The organism is Ruegeria sp. BF8 (assembly GCF_056538625.1).
The window spans coordinates 242,802-264,895 of sequence record NZ_JBQFTL010000004.1 but is presented as its reverse complement, the minus strand read 5'-3'; the positions used below and the strand labels follow the sequence as shown (position 1 = coordinate 264,895).

At 54.2% G+C, this 22,094-nt stretch carries 23 protein-coding genes; 8 read left to right on the top strand and 15 right to left on the bottom strand.

Translation table 11 applies throughout. The annotated features are described in order from the left end of the window. Nucleotides 1-46 precede the first annotated feature (46 nt). The 5 genes from ACR0LD_RS14960 to ACR0LD_RS14940 form a co-directional block, all read right to left on the bottom strand. Nucleotides 47-253 (bottom strand): hypothetical protein, encoded by a 207-nt coding sequence (locus tag ACR0LD_RS14960; RefSeq protein WP_480637700.1) that lies wholly within the window; start codon nucleotides 251-253, stop codon nucleotides 47-49. A 372-nt stretch (nucleotides 254-625) separates the two neighbouring features. Next, nucleotides 626-2,017, bottom strand: coding sequence for a hypothetical protein (locus ACR0LD_RS14955; RefSeq protein WP_480637698.1), 1,392 nt, complete (start codon nucleotides 2,015-2,017; stop codon nucleotides 626-628). A gap of 670 nt (nucleotides 2,018-2,687) precedes the next feature. Beyond that, nucleotides 2,688-3,731 carry a hypothetical protein gene (locus ACR0LD_RS14950; protein ID WP_480637696.1) on the bottom strand — a complete coding sequence of 348 codons (1,044 nt, stop codon included), beginning with the start codon at nucleotides 3,729-3,731 and terminating at the stop codon, nucleotides 2,688-2,690. A gap of 244 nt (nucleotides 3,732-3,975) precedes the next feature. Continuing rightward, nucleotides 3,976-4,350 carry a citrate synthase family protein gene (locus ACR0LD_RS14945; RefSeq protein WP_480637694.1) on the bottom strand — a complete coding sequence of 125 codons (375 nt, stop codon included), beginning with the start codon at nucleotides 4,348-4,350 and terminating at the stop codon, nucleotides 3,976-3,978. 120 nt (nucleotides 4,351-4,470) lie between these two features. Further along, nucleotides 4,471-5,346: a recombinase family protein gene (locus ACR0LD_RS14940; protein ID WP_480637692.1), complete on the bottom strand. Its 876-nt coding sequence runs from the start codon at nucleotides 5,344-5,346 to the stop codon at nucleotides 4,471-4,473. A 293-nt stretch (nucleotides 5,347-5,639) separates the two neighbouring features. Here ACR0LD_RS14940 and ACR0LD_RS14935 point away from each other — a divergent pair, with 293 nt between their 5' ends. Next, on the top strand, nucleotides 5,640-5,831 hold the full coding sequence (locus tag ACR0LD_RS14935) for a YgjP-like metallopeptidase domain-containing protein (protein WP_480637690.1): 192 nt from the start codon (nucleotides 5,640-5,642) through the stop codon (nucleotides 5,829-5,831). Between the two features lie 153 nt (nucleotides 5,832-5,984). Then, entirely contained in the window at nucleotides 5,985-6,341 is a 357-nt protein-coding gene (locus ACR0LD_RS14930; RefSeq protein WP_480637689.1) for a MarR family winged helix-turn-helix transcriptional regulator, read from the top strand. Nucleotides 6,342-6,480: 139 nt separating this feature from the next. Here the strand turns inward: ACR0LD_RS14930 and ACR0LD_RS14925 are convergent, their stop codons facing one another. The 5 genes from ACR0LD_RS14925 to ACR0LD_RS14905 all read right to left on the bottom strand — a co-directional run bounded on the left by ACR0LD_RS14925 (nucleotide 6,481) and on the right by ACR0LD_RS14905 (nucleotide 10,424). Continuing rightward, nucleotides 6,481-6,990: a hypothetical protein gene (locus ACR0LD_RS14925; protein WP_480637687.1), complete on the bottom strand. Its 510-nt coding sequence runs from the start codon at nucleotides 6,988-6,990 to the stop codon at nucleotides 6,481-6,483. Nucleotides 6,991-7,108: 118 nt separating this feature from the next. Then, the gene (locus ACR0LD_RS14920) at nucleotides 7,109-8,008 is read right to left on the bottom strand and encodes an EamA family transporter (protein ID WP_480637685.1); all 900 of its coding nucleotides are present in this window, start codon (nucleotides 8,006-8,008) and stop codon (nucleotides 7,109-7,111) included. 177 nt (nucleotides 8,009-8,185) lie between these two features. Then, nucleotides 8,186-8,824: a DsbA family oxidoreductase gene (locus ACR0LD_RS14915; protein WP_480637683.1), complete on the bottom strand. Its 639-nt coding sequence runs from the start codon at nucleotides 8,822-8,824 to the stop codon at nucleotides 8,186-8,188. Continuing rightward, nucleotides 8,824-9,447 (bottom strand): NAD(P)H:quinone oxidoreductase, encoded by a 624-nt coding sequence (wrbA, locus tag ACR0LD_RS14910; RefSeq protein WP_480637681.1) that lies wholly within the window; start codon nucleotides 9,445-9,447, stop codon nucleotides 8,824-8,826. Before wrbA ends, ACR0LD_RS14915 begins: the two co-directional genes overlap by 1 nt. Before the next feature lie 107 nt (nucleotides 9,448-9,554). Continuing rightward, nucleotides 9,555-10,424: a LysR family transcriptional regulator gene (locus ACR0LD_RS14905; protein WP_480637679.1), complete on the bottom strand. Its 870-nt coding sequence runs from the start codon at nucleotides 10,422-10,424 to the stop codon at nucleotides 9,555-9,557. A gap of 218 nt (nucleotides 10,425-10,642) precedes the next feature. Here ACR0LD_RS14905 and ACR0LD_RS14900 point away from each other — a divergent pair, with 218 nt between their 5' ends. From ACR0LD_RS14900 to ACR0LD_RS14880, 5 genes are all read left to right on the top strand, one after another. Continuing rightward, nucleotides 10,643-11,923 carry a hypothetical protein gene (locus tag ACR0LD_RS14900; protein ID WP_480637677.1) on the top strand — a complete coding sequence of 427 codons (1,281 nt, stop codon included), beginning with the start codon at nucleotides 10,643-10,645 and terminating at the stop codon, nucleotides 11,921-11,923. Then, nucleotides 11,923-12,702: a COG3904 family protein gene (locus ACR0LD_RS14895; RefSeq protein WP_480637675.1), complete on the top strand. Its 780-nt coding sequence runs from the start codon at nucleotides 11,923-11,925 to the stop codon at nucleotides 12,700-12,702. The genes ACR0LD_RS14900 and ACR0LD_RS14895 overlap by 1 nt, the downstream gene beginning before the upstream one ends. Nucleotides 12,703-12,784: 82 nt before the next feature. Further along, a complete protein-coding gene (locus ACR0LD_RS14890; RefSeq protein WP_367646573.1) occupies nucleotides 12,785-13,117 on the top strand; it encodes a thermonuclease family protein in 333 nt (110 codons plus the stop codon). 92 nt (nucleotides 13,118-13,209) lie between these two features. Next, nucleotides 13,210-13,434, top strand: a complete 225-nt coding sequence (locus ACR0LD_RS14885; protein ID WP_480637673.1) for a hypothetical protein — start codon at nucleotides 13,210-13,212, stop codon at nucleotides 13,432-13,434. 171 nt (nucleotides 13,435-13,605) lie between these two features. Next, on the top strand, nucleotides 13,606-13,803 hold the full coding sequence (locus ACR0LD_RS14880; protein ID WP_480637671.1) for a hypothetical protein: 198 nt from the start codon (nucleotides 13,606-13,608) through the stop codon (nucleotides 13,801-13,803). Between the two features lie 140 nt (nucleotides 13,804-13,943). On the opposite strand, the gene ACR0LD_RS14875 is transcribed toward ACR0LD_RS14880, so the two are convergent. Continuing rightward, nucleotides 13,944-15,737 (bottom strand): TRAP transporter permease, encoded by a 1,794-nt coding sequence (locus tag ACR0LD_RS14875; protein WP_480637669.1) that lies wholly within the window; start codon nucleotides 15,735-15,737, stop codon nucleotides 13,944-13,946. Nucleotides 15,738-15,809: 72 nt separating this feature from the next. Further along, nucleotides 15,810-16,769, bottom strand: coding sequence for a TAXI family TRAP transporter solute-binding subunit (locus ACR0LD_RS14870; protein ID WP_480637667.1), 960 nt, complete (start codon nucleotides 16,767-16,769; stop codon nucleotides 15,810-15,812). Nucleotides 16,770-16,997: 228 nt separating this feature from the next. Between ACR0LD_RS14870 and ACR0LD_RS14865 the strand changes: the two genes are divergently transcribed. After that, complete coding sequence (locus ACR0LD_RS14865; RefSeq protein WP_480637665.1) at nucleotides 16,998-17,792, top strand: SDR family oxidoreductase; 795 nt, start codon at nucleotides 16,998-17,000, stop codon at nucleotides 17,790-17,792. 614 nt (nucleotides 17,793-18,406) lie between these two features. Here the strand turns inward: ACR0LD_RS14865 and ACR0LD_RS14860 are convergent. From ACR0LD_RS14860 to ACR0LD_RS14850, 3 genes are all read right to left on the bottom strand, one after another. Further along, nucleotides 18,407-19,192, bottom strand: a complete 786-nt coding sequence (locus ACR0LD_RS14860; protein ID WP_480637663.1) for an MAE_28990/MAE_18760 family HEPN-like nuclease — start codon at nucleotides 19,190-19,192, stop codon at nucleotides 18,407-18,409. After that, nucleotides 19,179-20,405, bottom strand: coding sequence for a DUF262 domain-containing protein (locus ACR0LD_RS14855; protein WP_480637661.1), 1,227 nt, complete (start codon nucleotides 20,403-20,405; stop codon nucleotides 19,179-19,181). Before ACR0LD_RS14855 ends, ACR0LD_RS14860 begins: the two co-directional genes overlap by 14 nt. A 1,142-nt stretch (nucleotides 20,406-21,547) precedes the next feature. Beyond that, entirely contained in the window at nucleotides 21,548-21,949 is a 402-nt protein-coding gene (locus tag ACR0LD_RS14850) for a helix-turn-helix domain-containing protein (RefSeq protein ID WP_480637659.1), read from the bottom strand. Nucleotides 21,950-22,094: the final 145 nt, after the last annotated feature.

The following is a 22,094-nucleotide window of genomic DNA, read 5'->3' as shown; positions in this document are numbered from 1 at the left end:
AATCGTTCCGCCTTGGCGTTTTCGACACTAAATCTATTAAGAAGCACTAAGGCATCTCAGATGGTCTGAGCACTACCCAGTCGTGATTGTCTTCTTCTTGCTTTCCCTCATATGGGACCGTCTTGCGATAGTTACTTTCGTTGACCAGACGGAAGTCAGCCTTGCAAAGCTCCAACAGGCCGCAGCCGCCCCCAACAATGGTGATTTGATCGACCTGTTCCGCAATCTCTGCAGTACATTCGAAAATGAACATACAATCATCCAGCTCTATCATCTTGCAAGTCTACTGAAATCTATCGAGAAAAGGCTCTTAAAGAACCTGAAAATAGAAATGCGACTTGTCAACTTTCAAGATACTAATCGAACGTGATTTTCGAAGATTGAACTACTCCCCGATATGTGTACGGTTTCTGGCGTGTTCTAAGCTACTCTCTTCTCCTGCTAGTCGGGTTAGGTTGAGCACCCCCGAGAGTCGGCTATTGGTCCTTACGCTTCCAAGTAATGCCTCCGATACTTCCCCAAGTATCCCAAGGGAATGCCTGAAGACCTCCACATGGAATTACTATTCAGCAGGGGGGTACTCCCCCAATGATGAGGATACAGCTATAGGAAAACCATAGTAGTGCTATAGGGCACCTATGGAGCACATATAGCCGTTCCCATAAGCCGCTACCTGGTTGCCGATGTCTGAACTGGACTTAACCCGAGGGATGAATCCAAGACGCTCATTGTAGACTTCCTCAAGAATGGAAGTTGCAGTGTCCTGGTGTCTTTGCTTCACAATCAGACTGTCATGTACCGGAAGGAACGGAACACCAAACCGTTCTGACAGCCTCTGCATCGTGAGCAGAAAACACTCTGCTTCCTCATACTGCAAGACAGCCCAATCAAGCCTGCCCGGTTCCAGACAATTCAAGATCGGATGCTTTTGGACAACTTTGCCTACAACCTGTTTAAGCTTGTAGCGGTCCCTTGGGTGATACCCGTGTTGGGCTATGAACTTGTTGTCGAAAGATCGCGGCCATCGTTTGGGAAGTTCACCCCTGCCAATGGCTGCAACCACGATCCCCTTCACAACCTCTCTGGGCAAGTCGGAGACTTGATACGGGTCTGCGTCGTAGCTCAGAACCTCCCCTTGGAGGGCATAAAGAATTGCAAGCTGACTGGCGGAAACATCCACCTCACAGGTCGGCTCCCCATCAATCAGAATGCTTCTGCGCTTCGATTTGGGCTTCTGGGTCCAATCGTCATCCGAGGCACAGTAGAAACGGCCACCCAGATTGTAGTCAAAGCCCTTTCGGTCTCCGCAGCTAAAGATGCGCCTAAGCATGGGTTTGTCGGAAAGGCTGAACTGGTGTTGGGTCAGGAATACGTTCAGAGCCTCCACTTCCCTTCTGCGTTCTTCGAACCTGGGGCCTTTGGGTTTCAACAGTTTTGCGCATTGCGGATACAAGTATGAACCGTCTTTGGTCGCTCTCACTTGAATGACCTTGGCGTGTCTATGGCTGCGTTCGAAGTGTTCAGTGATGTTGTTGGATGTGATTTGAAAGCGCTGGGCTACCTCCAATAGCCTGGGCTTGGCCCTGAACCGTCTGGCCTTTCTGTACGTCGGTTGAGGATCGTCTGGGTTCATGGAGGCCCGGAAGTTGGTGAACCCGGATTCCTCCATCAGTTCCATTTCTATCCAATACTTCCGAAGCTTGGTGAAATTGTCGGAACTGACCAGTGTTTGGGCCAGTTCGTCCTTGTCGGCTGGCCGATACATGAAGCCCTGTGAAGCCTCATTGCCGCTGTGCTTGATGAGGTCTGCAGCCAAGGCACCTATGGCCAGCGTGAAGGTCTCTGCATCCTTCTGCTTTCTGGCGCGTTTGCGTGGATGAAAGTTTGCCTCATGTGCCAAGGTCAGGTCTGCGAGTTCAGAAACGAAGTTCTTGGCAGCTTCAGTTGCCGCAGATCGGTCTAAGGTAGAAAACTTCGCTTGATTCAGTGTGTCTCGGTATTGAGCGGAGTCGGTCATACTGAATGTGTCGTTCTGGTTATGCGACGGGAAACGCTTCTTCTTTTACCTTTCTGAACTCATAGAGCTACCAGTGTCGCCGAGATTATCAATCCACAAGAAGGTCGTCGTTTTACGTGAGTGACAAGCAAAACGTGTGGGGGAAGTGTGTGGGGGAAGCGTGTGGGGGGCGTTGCCTCTGCAATCTGGTAAGTCATTGTTTTTATGACTGAAAGCGCAGATTCAAATTGATGGCGGAGACGAAGTCCTCCAATTAAGTCGCAAGAGATAGATAAGCGTCGGAAATATAACAAACTGTGTTTCGACGGTATAGCGGATTGTATAGCATTTTGTATAGCAAGTTTTGGAGGGTGCCGTGATTGGCATGCTTCTCACCGTGCATGCTGCGAGTCCTTCAACTCATGGAATTCCATTGCAATCTCCTTGTCTTCAGCAGGGCTCGAACCGTCTCATGAGCGCATTGATGCGCGTTCGTCCAGGTCCAAAGAGCACTCTACGTAGCCCCGCGCGACAAGCCGGGTCATATTCGGGAGCGGCACGATTGCTTGGCGACTGCGGTGTGAAGACTTGCAAGGGTGGCAGCTAATACCCGCAGACCGTGAAGAACTATGCCGTCTTTCTGAAATGCCATGGATGCTGACAACCAACACCATCCATCTCATGGATATCTCTAATGCAGTGTCCCGCCCGGCAGTTCGAATTGCACCTTAAAGAAGAACGCAGCCTCGTATCGCAGCCAGTCCACCAACTCCTGACACAGCGTGTGACCTGCTCGACCAGCCTCCCGTGCTTCATCCAAGAAGGCATCCTGACCTTTTTCAATATTGTCAGGTCGAATGGCCACAAAACGATGCAGCGCTTCGTTGCGCTTGTGCCTCCAGGCATCAATTCGATCAATCAGGTCGGCAGGATAACTCTGTGCTGCATCAGCCTTGGAACGGAATTCTGAAATAAGCCTACCAAAAAGTTCAGGTGGCCTATCCTGACCCATTGCCACTACGAAATGATACAGTATTGCCGAGATAAGACTTTCTTCGATGGCGATAGCTTCGAGCGGAAAGTCGGCCTCAAGAGCCTGCTTTGCGCGGTTCATGGCTGCAAGAAAACCTGCGTTGCGGGACTCAACTCTATTTCGCGCAGTGTCTAGGTCTTCACCTTCTTTTTGGGCATAAAACCAAACCTCAAAGTTAGAGAATCCGCTCTGCTTTGAAGCTTTCAGATCAATTTCCCTGATCATGGACCAAAACTGATTATGGAACCTGTTCAACAGAATGTTGGTGAGCACCCAGTCAGCTTTCGGCCAAGAAATATAAGCCGGGCCGCGGTCAGTGGCACGATCGGGCAGCAGTTTGCCAAGTTCACTAATCCATCTTTCATGCACGAAAAGCAGAGTGTTGACATGAATAATCGTCGCCTGCTTGTCCGGATAAAGGTTGGCAACATCCGGTGTCCAATCAATCACTGGTGTCTTTCCCAGTTTAGGTGCACCTTCCGGCAAAATATCGCTTGACCGCTCAATCACATCTTCCAGCAGACGCTCCATCTCTGGAACGCGCGGCGGCTGCCTTTTCCTGTCACTCGCCAGACACTGAGACAGGTTTCCACAAAACCAAGTCACATTGAAAATGCCGTCCGTAAAATCAAACTCAAGCTCCTGAAGATATCTGGCATAGGCCTCGATTTCATCCAGCACTTCTTTTGAATACATTGTCACGACTATGTCCCTTGGTGGAATGCGGACCGCAATCTATAAACCTCGACGCACCGAGAGCAAGGGGAGGTCTGTAGTTCTGGGGAGGACGGACCCGCTAGTGACGTTCAAAACCTTCCTGAGCTTCCGTTCCAAACCCCATTGGCGCTGACGCCAGACAAGTAGGGTTGGAACCATCTCAAGCACGCTTTGGCGCCACTCACAGAGGCGCTGAGGGTGAAAATCATCATGATCGACAAGGTCCGGGTCAGGTGCTTGACACATGGCGCGGTGCTCCGGTGTAGGTCCAGCGGTATGAAGGCGGGGTCGGCCCCTTGTTTCGGCCGCCCTGTTGGTTCTGTTCCCAAGCGTGGGCCAGAATCCCGTGCGAGCGAGACAGACAAAAGAATCCGCGTGCCAATGGAACCGGAAAACCCAGTTCAGCGAAGATTACTGCAGTGGCGCCATCGAAATCCATCGGCGCGCCAACCTTGCGGCCACGGCTGAGTTCATCCTGAACCGCACGACCGATTGCAGCGAAATCACCCTTGATCTCGCGTGCGGCAGCTGCGGCATCGACCAACGTCAGCAACCGAGGCGCGTGTGGGTCTAACCGGTAGAAGGCAACAATCGCGCTAAGCATGCGCGCGCGCACCTGCCCAGGATTCTGACGGTGTTGGGTTTCATCACTGACTCAAATTGCTCTTGCAAAATTGATGTTACCTAAAGGCCCGGAGTGCAACTGCGAACGAAGCAGTTTTCGTCAGAACTTTCCGAAATCCGGATGGTCCTTGTAGGCGTCAGCAAGAGGCGTGCCTTTTTCCACTGCCCCTATGTCAACAGCATCAACACCCTGATCGTTCGTCCGAATGCTTCTAGACTCTTCCCACGTCCATTTTGGCGAGATAGTGACAGGCTCGGTTTCCAATTCCTTTCGAAGCAGCAGCTCCTCTTCAGCGCGTCTCAGGGGTTTCCTGATGCTGCTCTCCGTCCAAGGGCGGCGCTCATCTCGTTTCTCGCTTTTGAGATTTAGGGGACCGGATTGATTCAACAACTCCACCTTCTCTCGAAGGGTCAGTTTTTCCCAGCCAAGCGTGCGTTCAATGAAGTCGGCGAGTTCCTGCGCTTTGCGATCAGCTCTCGCCGCATTGGAAATTGCACCTTTGCGCTGCGCGGCAGAAAGGTTGATCCTGTTTCCGAGCTTAACGCCACGCCTTTTTGCACTCGCCATCCCGTTCCGCGCCCGGGCGGCGATTTCATCACGATCACGCTGGGCGTCGTCGAGAAGACGTTTCAGGCTCTTGCGTCCAACACGGCGACGCTCCTTGATCGAAATCACTGGCACATTGCTCGCGAGAATGTCTTCTAACACAGCCGGGTGACGAGAAAGGCGATCTACACTTGGAACGAGGATCGCGGCATTCTTTTCTTTGGCGATCTGAAGAGCCTTCTGAAGTCCAGGACGACGCAGGTGAGCCTGCGCTCCGGCTGCAGAGCAATCATCTTCTTGGATGGTCTGTAGGTTCAGCTTCTTCTCCTCACAGAACCCGCGCACCACATACGCCTGCTCGTCAAGACTGCCACCTTCCAGTGCTTGTCTAGTAGTAGATACACGGATGTAACCAACAACGTCCTGCAAGGTGTTACCTTCTTGTGTCTTTGTTCTTCAGTTGCGGAGAAACAGCTTTGTTTTGTTGAGTCTACTATATGTTCATTACTAAAGCAAAGAGGTTAGCAGTATGCAAAGCCCGGTAGCGATAGACTCCTGCGTCGTCAACGGCTGGCTGCAGAACATCTCTACGGGAGGTTTGGGGCATTCGGACGCTGCGGCAACAGAACCAATCCCCATAATCAATAGCGGTGACTTCTAGGACTTCGATGAAGTCAGGACCCGATGATCGGGCTAAAGCTAAACGTTGAGCCATTCCCCGAATGCTTGTGCGCTTTCCCAGCCTCGATTATGTCATACTCCACGAGATGACCCACTTCTTCTCTCCGCGCCATGACGAGCTTTTTCTTGCCACACTTGAACAGCACATGCCCGGTTGGCGTCAGGTCAGATCGGATCTCAATGCATTTCCATTGGCGCAGGAACCAAGTTTTGAGAACTACACAGGCAAATAAGGCTCTGGGCTCGCGCTTCTTGGTCGGGATGAAAGTTGAGGAACTGTGCAGCGCCAGCAGAGCTCGTCGTATCCACCATGTTGATGCCAACTCACCTAATGACGGCTGAGCCTCACATCTGCGAGGTCAGTCAATACGCGACAGGAGTTTCAGATGTCCACCTCAGTATTTGCCGCAGAGGATCAACGCCAAACCTTCCGGGCGGTGCTCACTCTGTTCAATGTCCTTCGAGATGTTGAGAAGGACATGCCTATGTCGATGGCAGCCATCTTCGCTTGGGTCGCTCTGAATGAGGGTGGCACACAGGTCGAATTGAGGCAGGCACTGGGTATGCCAAGCTCCACTGCCTCGCGCAATCTCGCCGCCCTCTCTAAGGTGCACCGGTTGGGCAAGCCCGGCCATGACCTGATTGAGTGGGTTGAGAACACTGAGGACCGCCGAGCCAAGCTGCTCTATCTGACGCCGAAGGGTAAAGCACTCGTCAACGAATTGTTGGGCGCCGTAAGGTGAGTTCGTTGTGTGCGCTTCTGTTCGAACTTTCCTCTATGCAATAGAATACAATACGGCCGGAGATCGGCCGTTTGGGGCGGAGGATGAATAGGATGTCGCTTGGCACTCGTAGCGTCGCAAACGGGCCAGCAGCAGTTGCCTAGCTCTTCAGAAACTCTTTGGAGACCACGAATTTCCGGAACAAATCGTCTCTGTCGGTCACCTTGGTAATGTAATCGAAAACCTTATGATCTTCAATATCTTGGCAATTGAAAGATCCCTGCGGAACCAACCTCAACCAGTGTTTTTCTGCAATCTGCGGCAGTTGCAGTGTCCTTTCTTGGCGGTTCAGGTTTTCGATGTTCGATCTAGCCTGAACGACAAGGTGCCAATGCGGATTCACGTCGAGCTTTTCCGGAAATGCGAACCACAACAATCGCTCATCCGGACGTTTTGACCAGCGGGGTCCGTTGATCTCTCTATTCACGCGCGCGTCCCACTGTTTCAAGAGCTCACGCATCCGCAGATACTTCAGCGGCTGATGGTTGCTCGCAAGAGTTACAAAGTGGTCAAACCTAAAGCCGCGCAGCCAGCACCGTAATTCGTGCTGCAAGCGCTGGAAATCGAGGTGGCTTGGCTGTTTCTGGTGGCAACATGTCCGGATGTTCACGCTCCGCACTCCGCATAAGTTCCTGATCACAAAAGTGTCTATAGCGAGCGCGTCGTCGAACTGCGGAGTTGCGCGAAAAAAATTGAAGCCGGCTGCGAAGTCTCGTTCCTGGCAATATTCAAGCGGAGACGTTGGACAGCTTACTCTTCACTGCGGGAAGTCGCTCGGGGAGCGCCCGGTTGGCCTTCTGGCCCGCCAAGACGGAGCCAATGATGATCAAGGCGCCCACGAGTTGAACAAGTGACAAGGATTGGTCGAGCCAGATCCAGCCGAGGGCCACAGCTGTTACAGGGCTCATCATGCCCAACATAGCCACAGCTCCAGGTTCAATTCGCGCCACTCCTCGAAACCAAAGGGCATAGGTTGCGGCCGCGCCAACGAGTCCTAGCCAAGTCAGTCCCACAACGTTTGTGACAGACAGCGTTGGCAGGGGCGGCTCGCAAATCAGTGCCAATGGCACCAGTATCAAACCACCTGACGTCAATTGCCAGGCGGTGAAGCTCAGTGCTGAGACTGGTGGTTGCCATTTCCGGCTGAGAACGGTTCCAGCCGCCATCGACGCGGCCCCGCCAAGACCGGCCGCAACACCGACAGGGTCTAACGCGGCCTCCGGTGTGACAAGCAGTAGGGCCACTCCCAGCACACCGGTTGCCGCTGCCGCAACTGCCCCGATCCGGATGGGAGTGCCGAGCCAACCATACGCCATGAAGATAACCATCATTGCCTGAAGAGCACCCAAGGTCGCCGCAACGCCGCCTGGAAGGCGATAGGCTGCAATGAACAGCAGCACCCAAAACACTGCAAAATTGAAGGCGCCCAGCAGAAAGACCCTACCCAGCCAGGCGCGATGAGGCAGACAGCGTGTGAGCGCCAGAAGAAGCAGCCCGGCCGGTAGCGCGCGCAAAGCCGCCAAGGTGATCGGGTAGCCGTCCGGCAAAGCCTCGGTCGTAACCAGGTAGGTGCTGCCCCAGACGGCGGGCGCCAGTGCGGTCAGAAAGATGTCGGTTGTGCGGGACATGGCAGAGCTCCAGATTCTCAATCACCACAGAGTGTGGATCTTCAAGCGGGGACGTTGCGGACACGGTGGAAGCCCCATGTCGCGACGCAGTTCAGGTGGCAGATCGCAACGCACATGGCGTGGCGGTTGGATGGGTTTGAAAACCCGTCGAATGATGCGTTTCATGGCGTTCTCCTTTCAGGCGACCAGGCGCATGGCAGTTCGCAACTGCGCGGCAAGGTCATCGGTTGGCCCATTGACCAGACGAGTGCCGGTTTCTCGTATGATGAGGGTCGGAACAGAGTGAACTTGCAGAGCGCGCGCGCGGTGTCGGTCTTGCTCCACCGCCCGGACCGTTGCCGGATCCCGGAACGCTTCGGCGAACAAGCGCGCGTCGTGACCCAGTTCGTCTGCGACGCTAAACACAACCTCGGTGTCCGCGACGTTGCGCGCCTCGCTGAGATGGGCCAATTGGAGGCGGTCGAACATATCCCAATGGGCAGGCTGTCCGCCCAAGCGTTCCGCTGACTTGCAGCCGATGGCTGCGGTCAATCCGTGCGGATAGTCGAATTTAGCCGTGCGCATCGCATCGATATCGACCAATTCGGGCCGGTCGCTGACCTGTCGGCAAACCGACCAATGGCCCAAAATCGTCTCTCGGGCCCGATCCGGTGTGCCCCACCGGGCTGCCATTTCTGCGCGGCTTGCCTGCAGGACAAAAGTTCTATGCTCGACCTTTATATCGAACTCGGTGGCAAGTTCGCGCAGCCGCGAGGAAATGTTGAAACACCAGCAGCACACAACATCGTGGTAGAACTCGACAGTGAGGGTCGCCATCACGCGGCCTCCTCATGAAGGTTCGCCCCGGCCAGCCGCACTGCGATCCGCGCAACATGTTTGCCCTGAAACCGCGCACCGGCGAGATCCTTCTCTGTCGGACTGCGCGAGCCATCCGCGCCAGCGATGGTGCCAGCACCGTAGGGCGCGCCGCCGACGATTTCATCAGCCGTGGTTTGGCCAACATAGGTATAAGGCATGCCAACGATCAGCATTCCAAAGTGCTGCAGCGGGACTTGCGTGGTCAGCAGCGTCGCTTCGTGCCCGCCATGCTGCGAGCCGGTGGAGGCAAAAACCGCCGCGACCTTGCCAACCAATGCATTGCGTGCCCAAAGGCTGCCGGCTTGATCGAGAAATGATTTCATCTGACCCGCCATCATGCCGAACAGGGTTGGTGTGCCAAAGATGACGGCGTCGTAGCGCTCAAGGTCGGCAGGGCTTGCCACAGGGGTTCTGTCGTCTGTGAACCCTGCTTTTTGGCGAATTTCTTCAGGGACGGTTTCCGGAACGCGACGCAGATCGACATGAGTGCCGGCGACGCTGCTTGCGCCTTCCGCCTCAGCCTCTGCAAGGGCGCGGACGTGACCGTAGCTGGAATAGTAAAGAACTAGAATGCGTGTCATTTTGAACCTCTCAGGCGTGACGTTTGCTTGCCAGAGAGAATGGGAAATACCCGACCACGCAGTAAGCGGTCTGGTTTGACTTCATTCTTTACGCAGGTTGAATAATCTCAGTCGCGCAAGGCCGATCGCAGATGATCGACAAAGGCCGATACCTTTGCGTCCGCACCCAGTCTTGATGTTGTTACGGCAAAGATTTCAGGCGCCGGGAGCTCGTAGTCAGGAAGAACGCGGACCAGATCTCCGCGCGCTTCGGCGCGGCGCGAGACGAAATCGGGCAAGGTCCCGATACCTTGACCGGAAATCAGCAAGTCTCGCAGAACAAGACTGTTCCCCACGCGGATCATTGGGTCGAGCTCAACTGTGGTTGTCCCATCCGGACCAGTAAGCGTCCATGTGGTGAGGTGATCGGCAAGAAGAAATCCGATCACTTTGTGCCGGGCTACGTCCTCGGGTTTTTCCGGCATTCCGGCCGACGCAACATAAGCTGGTGAGGCATACACTCTTTGCCGCACCGCTCCGATCTTTCGGGCAACCAACGCCGAGTCTGGCATCGCTGCACGAATGCGGATCGACACGTCAAAACCGCCTTCAACCATGTCGACGACGCGATCATCCATCGACAGCGTGACCCGCAAATCAGGGAAGCTCGCCATGAAACCCGGCAGCATCGGCGCAATCACTTCTTGGCCAAACGAATTGGACGCATTGACTCGCAGGTGTCCGCGGACCGCTCCGGCCCCCTCCCGGATGCGGTTCTCAACGTCGCCTACCGCAGCGAGAATGTTCTGCGCCTCCTCGTAATACAGTCGGCCCGCATCGGTGAGTGACATGGACCGAGTGGTCCGGGTCAGAAGAAGCGTGCCCAAGCTTTCTTCCAAGAGTCTGACTTCTCGACTCAGCAACGCTGGTGACACGCCTAAGTCCTCGGACGCGCGCGCAAAACTGCCACGTTCCACAATGCGCCTAAAGGCATGCATGACCGCCAATTTGTCCAAAGTCGGGCACCCTTCTTACCGAATTGATGGATCTTACAGACGACTAGACCTACTGATAGCACGCGTCCTGGCCTTGTGCGATGGCGGGAAGGCTTGACGCAGATAGCTGCTCAACCATTGAGGTATCTGCGGTTTGAATCCCGAAAGCGGATGATTAACTATTCGATGAGTGCAAATTCGATAGTGGGTAGCGAGTCAACATGACGGAACGGAATGGGCGTTTGACGGCAGAAGAAGCAAAAGGTCTTCGAACTGCAAAGGAACTTGAAAGTCACCTGGCCTGGCTTGACACGTTCACCCCGGCAGCTCTCGGGGTCCTGGCAATCGCTTCCGGGATTTATACTTATCTTGGCGTCTCATCGTTGCTTGAAGATAATGGAGCCGTCTCGTTTTTTGCGGCTGTGGCTTACTCCGTTGCGGTATCGGTCGGCATCTTCGTGTTCTGGAGCTATATGCTGAGGTTGCTTCCGTCGATGCGCACAGCAAGTGGCTTCATCGGATTGACCGTTTCTACGATAGTTGGGTCAATCGCAATTATTGCGATGTCCAGTTGGTTGAATGCGGCGGCGCTAGCCGGTTCTGCTGCGGTTGAACAACACTTAGAGAACACGGTTCGGGATTATCAGGCGGCATTAGAACAAGCCAATGATATTGCTTTGAGCGGCCAAGCTCTGGGTCGTGAAGTGGAGCGCGCGCGCCAAAGTTTTGAGGAACTGGCCGAGTTGGAGCAGTCCGGCGATCTTTCTGGAACAGCCGGACGGGGTGCTGTCTTTCGCGTGCTGACACAGAAGGCTGAGGAACTCCGAAACTTGGAGGAGCAAATCGCCGCCCAGCAGCAGCCGATCGAAGAAGCTTTCCAGCAGGGAAATGAAATCCTCGCAAAGATGCGCGAACTAACCGTTGCGCCTGGTCCAGTAGAGCGCCGCTCAGTCCAGTTTTCTGAAGAGAGCGTAAAGCTGGCTGGAGTAATTTCTCGCCTGAACCAATACAGCGTAGCACCTCTGGTGGCGCGCGCGGCGGAAGACCTGCCTTCTTCAGTCGTTCTCCCAGAGCTGGATGGCCGTAGCTCTGACGTCCGCAGTGCGCAGTCTTCAACTATCAACTCTGTGTTGAACGCACTCGATCAACGCAGCAAGACGCTTAAGAACGCCGCTGACGAGGTTTTGGACATGGAGCCGCCGATTGAGACAGCTTACAATCCAATCTCCAGCGCTGACGCGGTGATTATCTACGCGGGCAACTTTGTGCCCTCGTGGGCGGGAGCAATTGCCATCGACTTGTTGCCTGCGGTGCTGGTCTTCGTGCTGGCAATAACTCAAGCCGCAATTCGTAGTGGAAAAGACGGCATGAGTATCGAGGACACTCTAACGCTGTCCGATCTGAGAGCGGCGATGAATGCGATGAAGGATGTTGAGGCCACGCTTGGTGTCGCAGACGCTGCCGTAATTGAGCGGGCGACCCAGAAAAAAGACGACGTGTGATGAAATACCTATCGCGCTTCGATCCGCGTTCCGGTCTTAGATATGTGCTGATCCTACAGCTTGTCATCGCAGCGGTTCTTATCTTTAGCGATGTTGCAGAAGAGTTCTCAAATCCGTTCAAAAATCGGGTTGAACTGCCGTCTGGACCGGTATCACCTGGTGACCAGCGGCGTGAATATCGCACCGATCGGACTGACCCGACGCTATTTTTGAACGATGAGCCGCAGGATTTGCCGGTTCCGGCGACTTTTTCCGCGCGTTTGGATTTTTCTGTCAGTGAGCTCGACGAGTTTGGGCAGGTGCTTCTGTTAAGCGGTCAGATAGAGACTGGGGACGCTGATCGGCTCATTTCATACCTTTCAGACATGAACGAGAAACCCGGCTTGGTAGCGCTACACAGCCCCGGTGGTCGTGTCTCAGAGGCACTGACTATCGGACAGCATTTGAGGGAAGCCGGGGTAAATACCGGAGTTCTTGCAGGTTCTGTTTGCATGTCGTCATGCCCATATATTCTCGCGGGTGGGATTAATCGTCTTGTGTCTCAAAAAGGGGTCGTCGGAATGCACCAGCATTACTATGAACAGCCGCGTATGATCCCGGTGGTGTTTGCCGTAGAAGGCATTCAGAAGGGACAAGGCGAAACGATGCAGCACCTCATCGAAATGGGCATCGACCCAGCACTCATGCTCTATTCGCTGAATACACCTCCGGATCAGATTTACGCCTTGGTTGCAGATGAGCTAATCCAAACAAGGCTTGCCACTCAGATTCTCGAATGACGAAAGACCTAGGATTGTATTTGTTTTGAAGAGACTAGTTGCCACGTTGATTTTTGCTGCAAGCACCGCATGGGCCGGTGGCGTGCAGGTGCGAGATGCTGATACGATTGTTGTAAATGGAACACCGGTGAGATTGCAGGGTGTAGATGCACCGGAATTGGGAACCTCTGCTGGGCGAGATGCACGCCGATGGATGGTCAACTACCTGCGTGGCAAATCTATTGAGTGCAAGCTCACAGGAGAGCGAACCTATGATCGCTATGTCGGCGTTTGCTATGCCGATGGCAGAGACATTGGAGCAGCTGTGATTGCAGCTGGCTATGCTCTTGACTGTGCGCGATATAGTGGCGGTCGCTATCGGAGTTTAGAGACTTCAGCCGCGCGATCGAGGTTGCGAAGAGCTCCGTATTGTTGAGTTTGATCCTGACAAGTAACTAGCACCGGCAACGTCCTGAGAGCGACAACTACGGTCTGACCCATATCGATCCGGACGACGTCTCAGGCGATATGAGTTTTCTAGATCTGGGCTCGCCCCTGACCTATCAATTCAGCGGCGGTGCAACGGCAGGTGCCTACCTCGACTATGCCGATGCGGATATCGATACCGGGCTTGGGTTCGATCTGTCAGGTGACACAACCTCTTATGGTGTCACGGACGGTTATGGGAGCTTCGGCTCTCTGAGCTGCGCCAAACCGGAACGCATCCTCTTCCGCATTTTGAGAGAATTCTAGGACTTCGTTCATAAGGGCTACGGATCCCACAAGTTGAATCTTCAGCCATTCCCGGACCCGGCTCAAAGCGGGTTGTGGTTCAACCCATCCACTATTGAAGGCAACGGTTTCTTTGGTGATTGCCACGGTTGAAGCCATCCCCTACGATTCAGGGCTAGACGGAGAAACGGAATGGCACAGGCCGACGAAAGCAAAAAACAAGACACCCCTAAGCGTCCGGATCAGGATGAAAACACAGGGCGCGCACAAACCGGTTTGTCACCAAACCAGGAGGGGTCCGACGATAATGCGGCTCGTCGAGAGCGTTTGCGTGCCATTGCGAGCGATGCAGAAAAGCGTCTCAAGGGATCAATGAAACTGCTGTCTTGATGGCTTTCTCGTTGCCTAAGGACCTCGGCGAAATCCATAGTCGCTTTGCACTGATCGAAGGCGATAAGTCCGGATTGTAGCAACACGCCGCGCCTCCCCAAAAATGATGCGTAGGCCGATACCGCAGATCGCGATCCAACTCACACAATCACCGGCCCCAAAAGGACCGCTACGCTCACAAGGCCCAAGGCTGTTCTCACCAAAATATTTGCTCGCCCAATCAGCGCGAAAGACAGCGCTGACAGCCCAAGGGCCAAGGCAACAAATGCCGTAATAGCAGCAGCTGGCTCTGACGGAAGTTGGATCAGATCCGGCCAAGTGATCATCCCGACCGGGATCAAATAGAGGCCGACACCTAAAGCCATCGCTGTCAGCGCCACCTTGATCCAGTTTTCTCCCGCCATCCCAGCAGCGATGAAAACCGCCCCACAAACGGGTGGCGTAATCGTGGATAACAGCGCGAACCAGAAAACGAACAAATGTGCCTGGAGTGGCTCAAGGCCAAGCTGCATCAAGGCCGGGCCGGCCACCGATACGCAGATCACGTAAGCCGCTGTTGTCGGCACTTCCATGCCCAGGATCAGGCAGGCAATTGCAGTCAACAACAAGGATGCCCACAACACGCCCCCCGACCCTTCGAGGATCACGGAAGTGATCTTTACGCCCAGCCCGGTTGCCCCCAAGACACCGATAATGATCGAGGCGCAGAAGATGATAGCCGCGATCATGGACACTTGCCGGGATGCGGTGATCAGCGCTTGGGTTATGCGGTCTGCGGTCCTGTTCACGTCGAACGTCAGCTTGCCATCGATCAGCAACAGGAATGCCCCTGCGAAAATGGCAAGGCATGCTGCGTATTGAGGCGTGTAGCCGGCTGCGAACATTCCGGCCATCAACACGCTGAAGGGCACGAGGAAAAACATGGACGTTACGACCACATCGCGGGTTTGCGGGCGTTGTGACGGGTCCAACCCCTTGAGCTCAAATCGAGTGGCGTAGGCGTTGATACCCACCCAGACCGCCAGGAAATAGAGAATGGCAGGCAGAAGCGCGGCTCCCATGATCTGGGTATAGGGAACGCCCGTGAGCTCGACCATGACAAACGCGCCAGCTCCCATCAGGGGCGGCATGATCTGTCCACCCGAGCTTGCAACGGCTTCGACACCCGCCGCCAGCCGCTTGGGGTATCCCAGCCGCATCATGGCGGGGAGCGTAATGGCGCCGGTCGAAGCAACATTTGCGCTGGCCGAACCGGAAATGGAGCCGAACAGCGCAGACGACAAAACTGAAACCTTTGCCGCTCCGCCTTTGAGCCGGCCAGCCGCAGCGGCCGCCACATTCATGAAGCCCTGTCCCGCCTCGCCGGCGTTCAAGACGGCACCAAATATTACGAAAATCGAGACCACGCCGACGGAGACGGCCGTGAGGCTGCCCCAGATGCCACCTTCCGCAATGGTCATCGACCCAAGGAAGGAGCGCAGAGGCATTCCCGAATGACCAAACTCTCCGGGAATGTGCTGACCGAAAAAGGCATAGAGCAGCGCGAGGGCTGCCACTGTGGGAAGCGGCCAACCGATGGCGCGCCTTGCGGCTTCAATCACCACCGCCAAGAGCGCAAAACCTACTGCGATCTGAAAACGGCTTTCCAGAAAACCATACTGGTCTCCCAGCATTTCGTGGTTCCAAGCCACCCAAACGGCCGAGGCGACACCGATTGCGGAAAGCACCGCACCTGAAGCCAAACGGGCGCGATCGACCACGCCGAACAAGAACACCCAAGGCAGAATGAAAGCCAGGTGCAACGGTCGGCTCACCAAGTTGGGAACAAGGCCCAGAAAGACCAACCCGATGTGGAAAGCGACCAGAGCCAATGCCAAGGCAATCCACAAGGCTCGCAGGCTCCACTTTTGCGGAAGATCAACCGATCCGGTCACGTTGTTTCCTCCCCGACAGAAAAACCGGGCCAATTTCGGCCCGGCCTCAGCTTAGACTTTTCGAAGGGTGAGCTACATTTGGTCGTCAGTCAGCGCAATGCCTGCTTCCTTGTAGTAGCGGATTGCTCCGGGATGGATCTTGCCCGTGATGTTTTCCATCAGGTCGGTATCAACACCGGCCCACCAGGCCGCAGTATCAGCCATCGCATTTTTGCTTTCCCAGAAGGTCTTGGTCAGCTGATAGGCGGTGTCATCGTCCATCTTGGTGGTGGTATATGCCACAACTGGCAAAGAGGTCGTCACTATATCCTCATCCTGACCAGCATAGGTGCCGGCCGGTATTACCAGACGGGCGCGCTTGGTTTGCGCAACTTGGTCATCACTCAGGGACAACACTTTAACACCGGCCGAAGCGGCGGCTTCCACCACATTCGGCGCGGGCCAGGAACCGGCAGTAACAAAGCCGTCGATCTGGCCGTTTTTCAGAGCGGCGACAGCGTTGGAGAGCTCTGCATCGGCAATGTTGACTTTGCCTTCAAGTCCAAACAAATTCAGGTATTTCTCGCCTTCGCGCGCGCCAAAACTGCCTTTTCCTAAGAGGATGGTTTTGCCTTCCATGTCTTCAAAGCTGTCGATGCCGCTGTCCGCGGAAACAACAAAATGCATGGTCAACGAAGGGATCGGGAACAGGGCGCGGATCTCGTCAAAGGACGGATCGCTTTTGCCCTCGAACATCGCTTTTCCGCCCTGAGCCAGTCCAACCAAGGCCGGCGGTGTAGTGAACACATAGTCGGCACCGCGCGCGCGAACTTCCATAACGTTCTGAACCGAACCCTGACCTTCTTCTACGGTTACAATGATGTTCCCGTCCGATCCGGCCTTCATGGCTTCGGCGATCTGAACACCCATTTGGTAGTAAGATGTCCCTGCCTTGGCGGATTTGTAGGTCACGCGCGTTTCCGCCCAAACCGGAGATGACACGACCACCGTGGCGGCCACGGCGGCAACCATGCACTTGAAATTGTCGAACATTTGAGAGTCTCCCTTTGATAGCAGCGATAAAGCACTCAGACTGATCCGGGGTCAATGGCCCGGGATCTCGGAGGCGTGGAGCGTCGCTGGTGCACCAGCCAGGAAGGGTGTGACCACGACCCGACAGACTGGTGTTGTCTTTGCAATTTGACTACATGAAGAAGTCAGCTGGCAAACGGTATCCAACTGATGCGTTGAGCCTTCGTGGATCTGTCTCAGGAGCGCGTAATGTCCAGGTTGGAAAAGAAAACCGCTCTCATTACCGGAGGAGCCCGAGGAATAGGTCTGGCCATCGCCAAAGCATTTCGCGAAGAAGGCGCTGACGTCATTCTGACAGATGTCGACGCCAAAAACGGCCAAAGTTCCGCAGATGAAATCGGCGCAATATTCCGCGAGCTGGATGTTTCGTCGGAGGCGGATTGGCAAAGGGTTGAGGCTGAATTTCCGGTGTTGGACCTGTTGGTGAACAACGCTGGCGTAACGGGCTTTGAATCTTCCGCTACCGGCGCCCCTCCTGCACACGATCCTGAGCACGCCAGCCTGGCTGACTGGCGAGCCGTCCATGCCGTGAACAATGACGGGACCTTCTTAGGGTGCCGTTATGGGATCAAGGCAATGCGAAGGAATGGTGCCGGATCGATCATCAATATCTCTTCCCGATCTGGCCTTGTTGGAATTCCGATGGCGACGGCCTATGCGGCCTCCAAGGCTGCTGTTCGCAATCATACAAAGTCCGTTGCTTTGTATTGCGCAAGCCAAGGCCTTGCGATCCGATGCAATTCCATCCATCCCGCTGCGATCATGACACCGATGTGGGAGCCGATGCTGGGTGAAGGACCAGACAGAGCTGAGCGTGAAGCTGCCATGGTCGCGGACACCCCATTGCGACGGTTCGGAACGGCCGAAGAAGTCGCGGCTTTGGCGGTGCTTCTCGCCTCGGACGAGGCTACTTACATCACCGGCGCCGAGCTGTCGATTGACGGAGGCATACTGGCAGGGTCCGCAGCGACCCCGGGAAGCTAGCTTAATACCAACTGGGATGATTGGCGACCTAACCAAGAGCGAACGTATCGGCCAAATCGCAGTCCGACAACTAGGCTCGGGACCAAAAAATAACCACATTCTCAGCGGCGGCTTCTACCTACAACCAAATGGGGGAAGAATTGCGTCAACGGAGAAGTTGCGGACGAAGCCCTCGTTCGTTGATCGCAATCTAGGGTATGCACTCGGCCCAAAGCTGCCGTTAGGCACTGGGGACGAAGCGATCACTCCTTGACTTGTGCTTTGAAATTGCCGCCATCTATGCTGTGGTCTGTCAATCGGTAGGAGTTCTGATGTGAGCGATGACAGGCTTAGGGTTCCGCAGGACCCCGATTATTTTCATGCGATTGGGCTAACCTAACGTTCCTCCAACCTTAAACGCGCGACCGCATTGGTTTGCCAAAAGCGCCTGCGAAGGCGATCAGTTTGATGGGAGTATGCTATACCAAGACGGCCGCTTCACACCACCGCAGCCCAGGGTAAAATGCTCCATGCGGTTTGGTGCATTTAGGAATAAGATCGCCACACATAAACGTTTCCAATTATCTCGAAGCGGTAGGCGGCAATATCTTCCCCAAAGGCAAGAGAGTTTCTCGCTAAGCGACACAAGGCCTCACAAGTTCGTCAAGGGCTTCAATCATGGCCTCAAAAAAGTCGATCGTCTCATCCAGATCAGATTGTTCTACAGTGGCACTTAAGTTTCCGTGAACCAGTGTATTTCTTACGCCAACCACGTCTTGAAGCTTGTCTTTGGCAAGCTTGGCTGCGGATGCTTGGCGTGTCTCGCCAAACACCTTCTTAATAGCTCCATTTCGACCCACACCTGGATTAAATGGCTCCGGAAGGTCGATCTTTGAAAACAATTTCTCCAGCCGATCGGGTGTAACATTCCCCATCATCAATGTAAATATTTCGGGCATAATCGAAAACGCTTCGGAATCGGAAAAACACTGCCCCAATGCATTGGTTAGGCGGCTGAAGTCGAACTTCTGGCCAGCGAGAGTTCCTGTCTTCATGTGCTGAAGAACTTGGCTGGACAAGTGAATGTGTTGAACGCGAAAACTTTCTGGCAGCTCAGAATATTTTGAGGCCTTTGAAGCCATGTTCTCTGCGACTATCGAGGAGAGGTCTCGAACATATGCCTCGAATATCGAATTGGCTTGAACGAAAAGCCCTCGGTAGAGAGCAGCTGGAGGGGTGGCTTTGAGCCTCGCTGCTTCGGTCAGGCGCGCACGAACCGCCGCGTCGTATCCAAACGCAGCCATGAGTTCACCATTTCGTCCGATGATGATCTCAGAGAAAAACTGCCGAACAGCTGCAGTTTCACGAAGTTCCGATACGTATGAGAATGCGCGTTTTTTTGCGCGATCAAGCTGCTCCATTGCCAATCACGCGCTGAATGACCGCTGTGACCGCGGCTATCCGTTCTTTGATCGTGGCGGCAGTGTTTCCGCGGCCGACCATCAGTTCGTATGTGTCACTGTCCGGTTGTGCCAGATCCATAACAGCTTTCTTTATCGCAGGAGCTGCGGCTCGGATTTCCTCGGCGCGGCTGAATAGCCTAAAAAGTGAAATGATTTGCGCATCAAAGAGCGGCTTCGATAGCTTGCCTCTCCCATCACCCACCCCGGGCAACCGGAAAGCATCATCGCCGAACACCTCACGGGCAAGAGCCAGAGTATTTAGAAACTGCCCTTTCGAGATTTCGATCTGCTCTTCCTTCATGTTTCGATTGGACTTCATTGCAGCATCAAGCATGGAGCGAACCGAGCCGGAGATATTATCTTCTTGTTGAAATGCGAAGAACCTCAGAACGATCTCAACATCAGTCATCCTTTTGTATAGGACATTGTTCTTGAGGGCATCTGCTACGCTTCCGTCAGCAAGTGTATTTTCTTCGTGGCCCGGAATACCCCAAGTGTCAGTAAATGACTTCTCCTTCGAAAGAGAAATGATCATATCATTGAAAGGTCCCGAATAAAGAGAGTTTCTAAGCTCCTGTGCGTTCAACTGTTCCCCACCGGTATTTAGCCGCTCGAACACCTGGGCTCTAAGCTCAATGCTGTTGTCCTCTCGCACGGATGTATCGGACATCAATGTGATGGCAGAAATCTTGGCGCGTTCTAAGCCCCGGCGAACAAGTGGCGGAAGCTGTGCGTAGGTCCGTCCATTCAAAGCAGCCCAAATCTTCAGACCTTCCAACTCGAAGCTTCCTGCCCAGAACTCGGAAATCGCATTGAGACGCTGCTGACCATCCATGACCTCGAATTTCCCGAGGGTCTTCTCATAGAGAAAAATCGGTGGAACTGGAATATTCATGATAAAGCTCTCAATGAGCTTGCTCTTCTTCTTGTTGTCCCATCGAAGACGACGCTGATACTCTGGCCTAAGGTTGGACCATACACGGTTCTCGCTGGTGCCCTGAATGAAGTCGAGAACGTGTGAAAGGAAGATATCGTTCTTTTCCTGAACTACCCTGAGACGCCCAATCTCGAAGTGCTTTTCGATCGCTTTATCTGAAGCGCCAGCCGGAATGACCATGTCTCCGACATCAAGCGGTTCGTCATCGTCTTGGAGACCCTCGATTTCAGCCATTTCGTTCAACCTTTCCGTCATTCTTCGATTGCCTCTACGCTACATGTTGTTTCGATCATGCAAGATTAGGCTTGTCCCGCGCGTCGCTGGCGAGCGTATCGTGAAGATCTTGGCCGCGAAAGACACAAACGTCTGCATAGCGGTCCTCCGTGAGGGGCTCCGCTAAACGGCAGCTCTCCGCCCTTGATTGTCGTTTGTTCAGCTTGCGGCGTTGGCAATTCTGGCATTTCTAACGTAATCTGGAGGCCTTTTTCGAATGGCTCCTTATTGTAGGTCTGCGCACATCTCTGGCCTGTTTTCATCGGTTTCGACACCGTGACACAAGGACAGCAGGGGGGCATTTCGCATCTGTTGTGGCTCGAATACGAGCGCCTCTGTCGCAGCAAGCGCCTATTGCTGGTGAAGTATTTGTCCACGGACGCCAGTCAAACAGCTACCAAATGCTTATGTGGCGACGGATATCTAACGTTGAGGAAGTTTGAGAAATTCTAGCGCCCATCGCTTCATTCGCTCTTCGCGAACCAAGCCTCCGCTACATCGTTCGATACTCGACTAGGCGAGATTTGTGCCGAGCCAAACATCCACCCCATGACTAAGCAAGACAACACGCCATTGGATGCGACAGAGTGCGGGAAACCGTCTTGCCAATGACACTGAGCTCCACGACCGCACATCAGAAGAACGAACAACTGCGCCAATCCAAAATCATTCACTGCGAGGCAGAACGTCCTGCGCTAGGTTGCTGTATCAAGGTTTACATTTTCGACGAAAAAACCGGGTTCTCGGGTAAATCTGTCAACCTAGGGTAAACTTAATGTAAACCTTTTGGCGAAAAATCCGGCTTCGGAAGCAAGAAAAGGTTTACATCTACAACCGTCGGACAGTGGCGATGTAAACCTTTGTCAACCTTGCGCAACCCGGCCGGGGTTTCCTAGCCGGATTGAGGAGGCAGCCCAGCCAATGATGGCTTGAACTACCCCGGCGCTCACGGCGTTATTTCGGTCTGCGAGAGCAGACGCGTCTCAACAGCTGGACCTGATGCAATGTGGGTTCCGGGTCGCTGTGATTGCTCAACTCACGCAGGAAGCGTAACCAAGCGTGCTCGTTGGACGTCAATGCTTCGTTGTGCATACTCTCGTCTCTCATTTTCCAAAGAGCGACTTGATCGAGGCCTGTGACCTGCTAGTCAGCCGGGGATCGGAATTGTCGGAGGCCTCACGGATCGCTTTCAGCCAGTAGCGTTCGTTCTCGGTCACCGGATCTCCGAAAATCTCGACAACAGACGCAGCGGCTGTCTCTCCGATTGCCTGCTCTAATGAAAGACGCATCAAGTAGGCAGGATCGCACTCCAACGCCTTGGCGAGAGCAGGCACGCGATCAAGCGCAACCTTTGAACTTCCCTGTTTGATCATCGTGATCATATTGGCGTTGGTATATCCGGCCTGTGATGCAATATCGGCCTGGCTCTTGGTCGGTTTGAGTTCAAGCACCCGGCGTTCTACGTATTTCGCCAGTCTGGTGTCTGCATGCGGTTTCTTGGTCATTTCCACTCTCTCAAATGTGACGCAGCACACGCTGCACATTTATATTTTAGCGTTCGAGTGCATGGGGATGCGCGGCAGGAAGGCTATATGAGGATGGGAACTGACAATGCTAAGTGTATGCTCTCCTAAGCTGTCCTGCCGTTCC